Source organism: Mucilaginibacter sp. (assembly GCF_025362475.1).
Classification (GTDB): Bacteria; Bacteroidota; Bacteroidia; order Sphingobacteriales; family Sphingobacteriaceae; genus Mucilaginibacter.
On record NZ_JANYGH010000039.1, the window covers coordinates 1 to 10,687 of the forward strand.

The 10,687-nt window shown below is 42.1% G+C and carries 10 protein-coding genes; 7 read left to right on the plus strand and 3 right to left on the minus strand.

Annotation, left to right across the window (positions count from 1 at the left end; all coding sequences use genetic code 11):
* A partial coding sequence (locus Q0R88_RS13600) for a DEAD/DEAH box helicase (RefSeq protein WP_295716900.1) occupies positions 1–2,892 on the minus strand: 2,892 nt, incomplete at its 3' end.
* A 408-nt stretch (positions 2,893–3,300) separates the two neighbouring features.
* Positions 3,301–4,152, minus strand: a complete 852-nt coding sequence (gene folP / locus Q0R88_RS13605) for a dihydropteroate synthase (RefSeq protein ID WP_295716902.1) — start codon at positions 4,150–4,152, stop codon at positions 3,301–3,303.
* Between the two features lie 162 nt (positions 4,153–4,314).
* Here folP and Q0R88_RS13610 point away from each other — a divergent pair, with 162 nt between their 5' ends.
* The 5 genes from Q0R88_RS13610 to Q0R88_RS13630 are packed head-to-tail and all read left to right on the plus strand — an operon-like array spanning position 4,315 to position 8,393.
* Positions 4,315–4,794: a DUF1599 domain-containing protein gene (locus Q0R88_RS13610; RefSeq protein ID WP_295716905.1), complete on the plus strand. Its 480-nt coding sequence runs from the start codon at positions 4,315–4,317 to the stop codon at positions 4,792–4,794.
* A gap of 1 nt (position 4,795) precedes the next feature.
* Entirely contained in the window at positions 4,796–5,947 is a 1,152-nt protein-coding gene (locus Q0R88_RS13615) for a BT_3928 family protein (protein ID WP_295716906.1), read from the plus strand.
* Positions 5,948–5,950: 3 nt separating this feature from the next.
* Positions 5,951–7,009 (plus strand): ABC transporter permease, encoded by a 1,059-nt coding sequence (locus Q0R88_RS13620; protein ID WP_295716908.1) that lies wholly within the window; start codon positions 5,951–5,953, stop codon positions 7,007–7,009.
* Positions 7,010–7,016: 7 nt separating this feature from the next.
* Complete coding sequence (locus tag Q0R88_RS13625; RefSeq protein WP_295716910.1) at positions 7,017–7,517, plus strand: shikimate kinase; 501 nt, start codon at positions 7,017–7,019, stop codon at positions 7,515–7,517.
* A gap of 36 nt (positions 7,518–7,553) precedes the next feature.
* A complete protein-coding gene (locus tag Q0R88_RS13630) occupies positions 7,554–8,393 on the plus strand; it encodes a maleylpyruvate isomerase N-terminal domain-containing protein (protein WP_295716912.1) in 840 nt (279 codons plus the stop codon).
* Here Q0R88_RS13630 and Q0R88_RS13635 read toward each other — a convergent pair whose 3' ends face one another.
* Entirely contained in the window at positions 8,394–8,579 is a 186-nt protein-coding gene (locus Q0R88_RS13635; protein WP_295716914.1) for a hypothetical protein, read from the minus strand.
* Between the two features lie 94 nt (positions 8,580–8,673).
* On the opposite strand from Q0R88_RS13635, the gene Q0R88_RS13640 reads away from it, so the two are divergent.
* Together Q0R88_RS13640 and Q0R88_RS13645 are read left to right on the plus strand one after the other, a co-directional pair.
* Complete coding sequence (locus tag Q0R88_RS13640; protein ID WP_295716915.1) at positions 8,674–9,612, plus strand: SPFH domain-containing protein; 939 nt, start codon at positions 8,674–8,676, stop codon at positions 9,610–9,612.
* A gap of 21 nt (positions 9,613–9,633) precedes the next feature.
* The gene (locus tag Q0R88_RS13645) at positions 9,634–10,185 is read left to right on the plus strand and encodes a DUF922 domain-containing protein (RefSeq protein WP_295716918.1); all 552 of its coding nucleotides are present in this window, start codon (positions 9,634–9,636) and stop codon (positions 10,183–10,185) included.
* Positions 10,186–10,687 lie beyond the last annotated feature (502 nt).

The following is a 10,687-nucleotide window of genomic DNA, read 5'->3' on the forward strand; positions in this document are numbered from 1 at the left end:
CAATATCTCCTTAATATCATCAGCCGAAAGCGACTTAATAAAACTCTCTTCCGTAGTAATCAAAGCTCTGCTCAGGCTTAGTTTCCGTTGTTGCAGCGCAAGGATCTTTTCTTCAACAGAATCTTTGGTGATGAATTTATAGATGAACACATTTTTAGTTTGGCCGATGCGGTGTGTACGGTCGATAGCTTGTTGCTCTACCGCGGGATTCCACCATGGGTCGAGGATAAAAACGTAATCGGCTTCGGTAAGGTTAAGGCCTACACCGCCTGCTTTTATCGAAATCAGGAACACCCTGGTCTTTTTATCCTCCTGGAATTGTTTTACTACATCGCCACGGTTTTGGGTGCCGCCATCAAGATATACGTACGGTATACCTTCGGCATCCAAATGCTCGCGGTAAATGGTAAGTTGTTTTACAAATTGCGAAAATATAAGCACTTTATGCCCGCCATCTAACACGCTGGCCAGGGTGTGCACCACGTTTTCAAATTTGCCGCTGTCGCCTTCATAATCTTTATCAATCATGATGGGGTGGTTGGCTATCTGCCTTAACTTAATTAACCCCTGCAACACCTGGATCTGTGTTTTGGCAAAGGTGCCATCCTCCAGGCTTTTCAGTAATTCATTGCGGTACTCTGATTTTACTTTTTCATAAACCGACGACTGCTCTTCGCTCATTTCGCAATACAACAGCGTTTCGGTTTTTGGCGGTAACTCGGTTGCTACCTGTTCCTTGGTACGGCGTAGCACGAAAGGCTTAATAAGCGCCTGCAACTTGTGAGCCTTGTCCTCGTCCTTTTTCTTTTCTATCGGACTAACAAATTCATTCTGAAAAAACTGCTGACTGCCCAGCAACCCAGGATTAATAAACGACATCTGCGTCCACAAGTCATTAACCGAGTTCTCTACCGGGGTACCGCTCAGTATCAACTTAAAGCGCGACCGTAGCTGTTTAACCGACTGGAATGATTTAGACGATGGGTTTTTAATGTTCTGACTTTCATCCAGGATCACATAATCAAAAAAGTAATCCTTAAACATCTCTATATCTATCCGGCTGATGCCATAGGTGGTTATCACAACATCGTAATTGGCAAACACTTCCGCCGATCGGTATCGTAGCGTGCCGGTATGTACCATAAGCCTAAGCTGTGGCGTAAACTTTTTAGCCTCATTAAGCCAGTTGTATATCAATGAGGTAGGCATGATCACCAGCGATGTGCTTTTGCCGCCTTCGGTCTCGGTAAATTCCTTGTGCTTTTGCAGTAATGCAAGCGTTTGTATGGTTTTACCCAAACCCATATCATCGGCAAGGCAACCGCCAAAATGGTATTGCTTTAAAAAATGAAACCAATTGTAACCGGCTTTTTGATAAGGCCGTAAGTGACCCTCAAAGTTCAGGGGCATATCCACCTCTTCCAGTTCTTCAAAATTGCTGAGTTTTTGAAGCTTGCGGGTCATGGTAACGTTGGCCATTTCTCCTTCGGCAAGCTCTGTTACCAGGCCTATATGGTGACGGCGTAGTCTTAATTCCTTGCCACCCTCGGTAAAATGCAAAAGATTGCCATATTGCGAAAACCATTTTTCAGGTATCACCGCAATTTCGCCGGATGGGAGCGTAAACTCCTTTTTATGGTTAAGGATATGATTTTTAAGCTGTATAAAAGGGATACGATACGGGCCGAAACATACAATGGCGTTAATATCAAACCAGTCGTTATTTTCTTTTACCTCGAGATCAATTTTGCTGTTACCAAAAACGTAACGCTTTTGGCCTTCGGGCTGTTCAATTTCAAACCCTTGTTCAATCAATTGATCATGATGCTGGTTAAGCCATTCAAATACTGAAAAGGAGTGATCGGCATCTTCATCATGCTTGTTATCCACCTCCAGGTTTTGGAAAAGGGTTGATACCGTTTTAAGGCCAAGCTGTTCCAGTTGGCACATTTTCCCTTTTTCCCAGGTGGTTGAACGTTTAATGCGATGAAACAGGTAATCATCGTCATTTTTTTCCATCCTTACGGATACTGTACGGCCATCGCCATATGGAAAGGTATAACCGGCGTATTTAAAATAAAGTTGTAGCTGCGATGTGCCGCCCTCAACATAAATAGGTTTTAGTACCGGCCGGGCATCATACTTTTCAGTATTGATGGTAAATCCTTCGGCGTAAACATTATGTTTTTCTATGAGCGGAGCAACAAATTTTTCAAAATATGATTGCTCCGACGACCGGGGAATTGCAATGAAACGCTTATTAAGAAAGGGAACTAATTTTTTGCCTTCTATCTCCTTGTCAAAATAATACAGTGTATCATCCAACAGCATCCAGGCAGGGTGATTGCAGATGATCTCGGCATTTTTAAACATAAATTCAATACGCATTCCCTGGTATTTGATGGTAGGGAAGTAGCGTATCTCCTCCTCGTTGCGCCTGAAGTGAAACAGTACCGAAGCGGCTTCCGTAGCTAATTGCAGCTTCCGCTCGCCGGGATACCCTTCCTTGCTCATTTGATACACCTGTTTGCTGCATAGCAGGCTCAGCGCCTCGGCCATACGCTTCTCCAGTTTGGGGCGAATGGTATCAAACAGTTGCTCGGTGAATATTTTTGAGAAGAACTCGAACGGACGGATTGGCTTTTTATAAAACTTTTTGATCACGTTACCCTGCTCCATCTCTTCCAATATCTTAATGAGTTTCAAATCAACCTCATCAATACAATGAATAAATTCTTTGGCTGTATTGGAAAATAACCGCTGGTGGGTTAAAGAAAATTCGCCGTTGGGGTTAAGCTGAACGATGTGCGGTTCAATAACATAGCCAAGGTAATCATGCCTGGCAATGGCATAAATGATCTGGCATGGTTTGGTACTGTCGACTCGTAGCATTAACTTTTGATAAAAAAATTTAGAGAAGCTACATCAACAAAAAATTCAAACGTAATGAGAATTTGCTGCAATTGAAAATTTTTTGCGCTTTTTATTATGATTGAAAAGTTTAATGGGCCAAATTGATTGTAACAAATAGGCAAGGATAAATAAGAAGTTAGCTTAATTTCATATTTTGCAGTATGAAAAAGATGCCAATAAAAAACGAAAAAAAGGTATTAATCGCAGTTTCGCCAATTTTCATATTTATGCTTTTTTTGGGCGTTAGGGGATTTATCAAGGGTATCGAAACTCATAACACACTCCGTATTACAACGTCATCTATAGGGATATTAATATTTGTGTTTTTATACATTTTGCTATTAATAGGCCGTAAACGAAGATCGGTATAGCTTATTAAACTTTTTATTACTGACAAGCCTCCCAAATCTTCACTGCCTCAACAGCCTCTTTCACATCATGTACCCTTAAAATATTAGCGCCTTTGCTTAAGGCAATTGTATTTAATACGGTGGTGCCGTTTAGGGCATCGATAGCGGTGCCGCCCAACAACCCGTAGATCATTTTCTTACGCGATATGCCGGTTAACAGTGGCAAGCCTAAAATGTTAAATTCCTGCATCCTGCGCATCAGCATATAGTTGTGCTCCTGTTTTTTAGCAAAGCCAAAACCGGGATCGATAATCACATCATGAACGCCCAGCTGTTTTAATTGCTGATATTTAGAAACAAAATAATCAAGCACCTCAGCAAAAACATCATCGTACTGCGCCATTTGTGTCATATTTTGCGGGGTTCCCTTCATGTGCATCAAAATATAAGGCACCTGCAAATGGGCTACGGTATTAAACATATCGGTATCCAACATCCCGCCCGATATATCATTAATTATATGTGCGCCTGCCTTAACAGCGGCCTCTGCAACCTGCGAGCGAAAAGTATCTATAGATAATACAGCATCTGGAAAAAATTGTACAATTGCTTCAACAACAGGAAGTAAGCGGTCACATTCTTCAGTGGCAGAAATGTCTTCGGCGCCGGGGCGGGAAGAGTAAGCGCCAAAATCTAAAAAAGCGGCGCCATCTGTCAGCATTTTTCCGGCTTGCGCCAGCGCGTCATCAACAGCGGGTTTGCGACTGTTGCTGTAAAAAGAATCGGGTGTGATGTTGATGATTCCCATCACTTTTGGGGTAGCCAAATCAATTAGTTTACCACCCGCATTTAGGGTAACCTTTTTACGAAAAAATGTATCTTTAGCCACGTTAGTTTAAGGTTGCAAAGTTTAAATGTTGTAAAGTTAATTTAACTTTGCAACATTGGCGACAGCCCAGCATTCAAAGGTTTCAACATTCAAACATTTCAGCATTTGGCTAATACATCAGCAGAGTACGACGCGGTAATTAATAATTGTAAAGGGCTTTTTATGAAAAAAACCCGCGACTATGGTACCGCATGGCGCATCCTCCGTCCGCAATCCATTACCGATCAGATTTTTATTAAGGCACAGCGTATCCGCACACTCGAAGAAAAAAAGATTTCGAAAGTGGGCGAAGATATTACAGGCGAATACATAGGCATTGTTAACTACTGTGTAATTGCTATGATGCAGCTTGATAGCACAGCTGATACCCCGGTTGAGCTGGCGGTTGATCACGTTGAGCGCTTGTTTGACGAAAAAGTATTGGAGACTAAAGAACTGATGTTTGCCAAAAATCATGATTATGGCGAAGCCTGGCGCGATATGCGGATCAGCTCATTAACCGATCTGATACTCATGAAGCTGCTGCGCGTAAAACAAATTGAAGATAACAAAGGCCTTACCGAAGCATCGGAGGGGGTAAAGGCCAACTACCAGGACATGCTGAACTACTCGGTATTTGCGCTTATAAAATTGGGATTATAATATGAAGAATGGCCTTATTTGGTTTTGCAGGATAGCGGTAGGCTTACTGTTTATATTTTCGGGCCTTATAAAAGCGAATGACCCATTGGGTTTTTCCTATAAACTGGAAGAATACTTTGAGGTTTTCCATATCACTTTCCTTAACAACTTCGCGCTTACAAGTGCCATTTTGCTTTGCGCGCTGGAAATGCTGCTGGGTTTTGCCCTGCTTATTGGCGCACGTGCTGCAAAGGTTGCCTGGGGCTTGCTGCTGCTCATCATCTTTTTTGGCTTTTTAACTTTTTACTCCGCCTTTTTTAAGGTAGTGCAAACCTGTGGCTGCTTTGGGGATGCCATTCCGCTTACGCCATGGCAATCATTCGGTAAGGACATGATTTTGCTGGTTTTGGTGGCCGTACTTTTTGTAAACCGCACCAAAATAAAACCGTTGTTTAGCGCTAAGGCCGGCGATAAATGGCTCATAGGCGCTACCGTTATTTCGGTAGGTTTTGGCTTGTACACCTATAATTTTTTACCAATAGTAGATTTTTTACCTTATAAGATAGGTGCTAACATCCCCGCAGAAATGGATACGCCACCCAATGCGCCGAAGGATGTATTTGTACTTACCTATCACCTAAAAAATAAAAAAACCAAAGAAACAAAGGTAATGACCGATAAGGAATACCTGAGTACCAATATCTGGAAGGATGCTAATTGGGAGGTGATAGGGGATCCGGAAAATCGCATGGTAAAAAAAGGCTATGAACCTAAAATACGCGATTTGTCTTTACAGGATGCGCAGCGCAACGATTTTACGAAAGAGTTATTTGCAAGTCCATTCTACACCATTATTATAGTAGCCTATGATTTGGATAAGACGAATGACGCGGCAATAAACCGCTTAAACGCGCTGGCCATCAACGCTACACAGAATTTTAATATCCGTACCATATTACTAACCTCCAATTCGGCGCAAAGTGCCCAGGCCTTTGCCAAAGCACATAAGCTGGTAAGTGAAATTTTTTATGCCGATGGTGTGCCTCTTAAAACCATGATGCGCTCAAATCCGGGCGTTATTTTGCTAAAAGGGGGAGTGATAGTTAATAAATGGCACTATCATTCGGTACCTACCTATGACTATTTTGTTAAAAACTATTTTCAAAAGCAGTAGATCATGATCAGCTACCTTATCCGCAAATTATTTTACGGACTGGCGGTTATGCTGGGGGTGGTGCTGGTAGTTTTCTTTTTGTTTAATATCCTGCCCGTTGATCCTGCCCGGATGACTCAGGGGCAGCGTGCCGATGTACAGTCATTACAAGCTGTACGTAGAGAATTTGGCCTGGATAAGCCTAAGCCTGTACAGTTTGCTTATTACCTCAATGATCTTTCGCCGGTAGGTATTCACCTAAATACAGCCGAAGAACAGCAGCGATATCGTTACGCAAAACTTTTTGCGGTAAGTAAGGCAAAGGTACTTGCTTTAAAATGGCCTTACCTGCGCCGGTCATACCAAACACGTAAGGATGTTACCACATTACTTTTAGAGGTTATCCCCAACACCCTGGTGCTGGCAACCACCGCCATGATATTTGCCATTGTTATAGGTGTATTTTTAGGCGTGCTGAGCGCGGTACATAAAGATACCTGGATAGATAAGCTGGCCATTGGTTTTTCTACCCTGGGGATATCTGCGCCTTCATTTTTTGCGGGTATTATCATAGCCTGGATCTTTGGCTTTGAGCTAAGTAAATACACCGGACTGAACATGTCTGGCAGTTTGTATAGTTATGATCCTTTTAAGGGCGAGGTGATTACGCTGAAAAATTTAATATTACCCATGATAACTTTGGGCTTGCGGCCGCTGGCAATTATTGTGCAGCTAACACGCAACGCCATGCTTGATGTTCTGGGGCAGGATTATATCCGCACGGCCAAAGCAAAAGGATTGAGTAACCGCACCATTATATACAGGCATGCGCTTAAGAACGCGCTGAACCCGGTTATCACCGCTATAGCCAACTGGTTTGCATCACTGCTGGCAGGTTCCTTTTTTGTGGAATATGTTTTTGGTTATAACGGTTTAGGCAAAGCCACGGTTGATGCCCTCGAAATGTCGGATTTTCCCGTTGTAATGGGCTCTATACTTTTTATCGCGTTTATTTTTGTGGTGATTAGTATTTTGGTAGATATTATTTATGTTTGGATTGATCCGCGGGTAAAATTAAGCTGATATTATTATGAAATACTTTTTAGTCGGGTTTATGGGCTGTGGCAAAACCACCTGGAGCCGTAAATTGGCTGCCAAACTGGGCTACGAATTTATTGATCTTGACCATGTACTGGAAGAGCATGTTGGCATGAGTATAGCTGAATATTTTTCCAGTTTTGGTGAGAGCGCGTTCCGTCAAATGGAATCAGATTTGTTAAAAAACACAGAATATCCCGAAAATGTGGTTATATCAACAGGCGGTGGCCTGCCTTGTTTTTTTGATAATATGGATTGGATGAATGCCAATGGCGTAACGCTGTACGTAAAACTATCGCCCAAAACACTGGCCGACAGGTTAGAGAGCAGTAAAACTATACGCCCGGTGCTTCAAGGCAGAAAAGGGGATGAGCTGGTTGAGTTTATAACCGGTAAACTGGCCGAACGCGAAAGCTTTTACCTGCAGGCACGTCATCATGTTGATGGAATTGATTTATCGGTTGAAAAATTGGAGGATGTGATAACTTCGTAGTATACTTATTGTTATTGTAAGCAAATAATTTATGCCATGATGACGAATGAACCTATAGCCGTAAAACACCTTTTTAAGCCTTTAGATGATAAGCTGATAGCGCTCCTGGAATCATTAAATCCTGATGACTGGAATAAACAAACCGTGGCGAAAGCATGGAAGGTTAAGGATGTTGTATCGCATTTGCTTGAGGGGAACATTCGTACATTATCTATGCAACGGGATAAATATTATGGCGGGGAACCTCCCGCTATCAATTCATATACCGACCTGGTAAACTGGCTCAATTTGCTGAATGCCGATTGGATAAAAGCCTCCAAAAGAATAAGCCCTGATGTTTTAATCCTGCTTCATAAAGCTACCGGGGGGCTTACTACCCGATATTACGAATTACTGGATCTGTATAGCCCGGCTGTATTTGCTGTTAATTGGGCGGGTGAATCCGAAAGCCTCAACTGGATGCACCTTGCGCGCGACTACACCGAAAAATGGCACCACCAGCAACAGATCAGGGAAGCAACCGGGCGGGAAGGTATCCTGACCAGGGAGTTTTTCTATCCTTTTATTGATACATTCTTTAAAGCATTGCCACATACTTTTAAAAATATCGGTGCACCAACGGGCACCAAAATTAAAATTACCATTACCACAAATATTGGTGGTAACTGGTACCTCCAGAAGTTTAAAGACAGCTGGGGGGTATTAAAAGATATAGACGCGGAAACCTTTGCCGCCACCATAAGAATTCCGCCGGAAATTTCCTGGAAACTATTCTCCAAAAGCATTCGCCCGGATGAGATCAGGGGCAGGGTTGAAATAACCGGTAATAGTGATTTGGCCGGGCAAGTGCTTAATATGGTATCTGTAATGGCTTAATTACACTTCATCTTTGGTGGTGCGCACCAGGCTGATACCTGTAAAGAAAAATACGACAGCTATAATGCCCACAACCACCAATGTGGTGGCCTGGCCACTGTGATTTATAACTCCAATGCCTGTATAAATTAAGCCGATGATACCGAGCACGGTAAGTATGGCTCCGAAAGTGCGTTTTAAATTCATAATATATGTATGCTGTTTTAGTAAGCATTTTATATAAAAACAAATAGCACACCAATAATTTATCCTATATTTATTTTATCTAATAATATCACTTATGACCGGCCAGATCCTCACAATTACTATTGTATTTATTTTATTGATAATAATCCTATCATCGTTTGTGTCTGTAAAACAGGGCACTATAGTGGTAATTACTGTATTTGGTAAATACCGGCGCATACTTACACCAGGGCTAAATTTTAAGCTGCCTTTTATTGAGAATATCTATTCCAAGATATCAATCCAGAACCGTTCTGTCGAGCTGGAGTTCCAGGCAGTAACTTTTGATCAGGCTAATGTTTATTTTAAAGCGATGCTTTTGTATTCGGTACTTGATCAGCAGGAAGAAACTATCAAGAATGTAGCTTTTAAGTTTGTTGATGAGCGTAACCTGATGCAAGCGCTTATCCGTACGGTGGAGGGGTCTATCCGTGCCTTTGTGGCTACCAAACGCCAAAGCGAGGTATTGATATTAAGGCGCGATATTGTAGAGCATGTAAAGGAGCAATTGGATGTGATATTGGAAGGCTGGGGTTATCACCTGCAAGATTTACAACTGAACGATATTACGTTTGACGACGTTATCATGAAATCAATGAGCCAGGTGGTTGCATCAAATAACCTTAAGGCTGCTGCCGAAAATGAGGGCCAGGCCCTGTTGATCACCAAAACAAAAGCTGCCGAGGCAGAAGGTAACGCCATCAAGATTTCGGCGCAAGCCGAACGCGAAGCAGCCCAGCTGCGGGGCCAGGGTATTGCGCTGTTCCGCGAGGAAGTTGCGCGCGGTATGACTGTTGCGGCTAAAGAGATGGCTGGTGCTAATATGGATACCTCCGTAATCTTATTCACCATGTGGACAGAATCTATCAAACACTTCTCAGAAAACTCAAAAGGGAACGTAATATTCCTGGATGGTTCTACAGATGCTATGCAGCATACATTAAAAGAAATGATGGCTTTAAACCTTTTACATCCTGACAGCGTCAAAAAGTAAAAGTTTTAACCTGTATTTTGAATGAAAAAAAGATCAGTGATGTGGATTGGCCTGATAGCCATGGTTTTAGGTAATAATAAAGTAAAAGCACAGCAATACCAGCAATATCACCAGCTAACTGTTAATGATTTTTTGGGTACGCCGCGGGCAAATGCCGGCGGCGTAGTTGCTTATACCAACTGCACAATTGATTTTAAATATGAGGTAAGTAACCGTAGCGGAAATTATATTATAAACGCCATAGTTAATCTTGTACTTAACAATAACCGTTCATGGCTTGATAGGGGCAGGGTTGCATCACAGGAAATGATGGCCGAAATTTTAAAGCATGAGCAAGGCCATTATTTGATCGCCTACCTGGAGCAGCAGGAACTACTAAGGCAAATAGGGAAAACCCGCTTTAGTCGTAATTATAGATATGAGGCTATGGAGATTTTTAACCGCATTGATGGCAGGTACAAAAAACTTAACGCGGATTACGACGAAGATACTCAACACATGACCAACCGCCAGCAGCAATACAGCTGGGATTTGTATTTTAAAAAACGGTTGGAGTTTATGCCGCAGGAATAGAGGCGGCATTGGCATACATACCGATTCCTTTAAACTGATCCTGTTTTACGGTGAGGCTTGTCGACACCATCCTTTATTATGTTGACATGGTGCCTTTGAGCCGCCTATTTCAAATTATAAATGTTTTTAGCTGTATTATTCTCGCTGTTTTATGGAAAAACTGCGGCATGTACAAAAGGGAAAAGTCATGAGATGATTTGTCGCAGCAACTGTTTTGTAGTAATCGGCAACTGATTCATTTGCCCAATGCGGTTGGTTTCCTTTTTTTAAATGATTTGACCGCAAAGATAATTCCGGAGTTGAATCCTGTGAACACGCATTTGGTTGATAGAAAGATAGCACAGCTTGATCCGGGTGACTGCATAAAACAAAAAAAGCTCCGGGTTATCCGGAGCCTTTTCAAATAATATTTTATTAAAGATTATTTTTGTTTGAACTGAACACGACGGTTTAATACACGTCCTTCTTCAGTTGAGTTATCAGCAATTGGGTTGGTTTCACC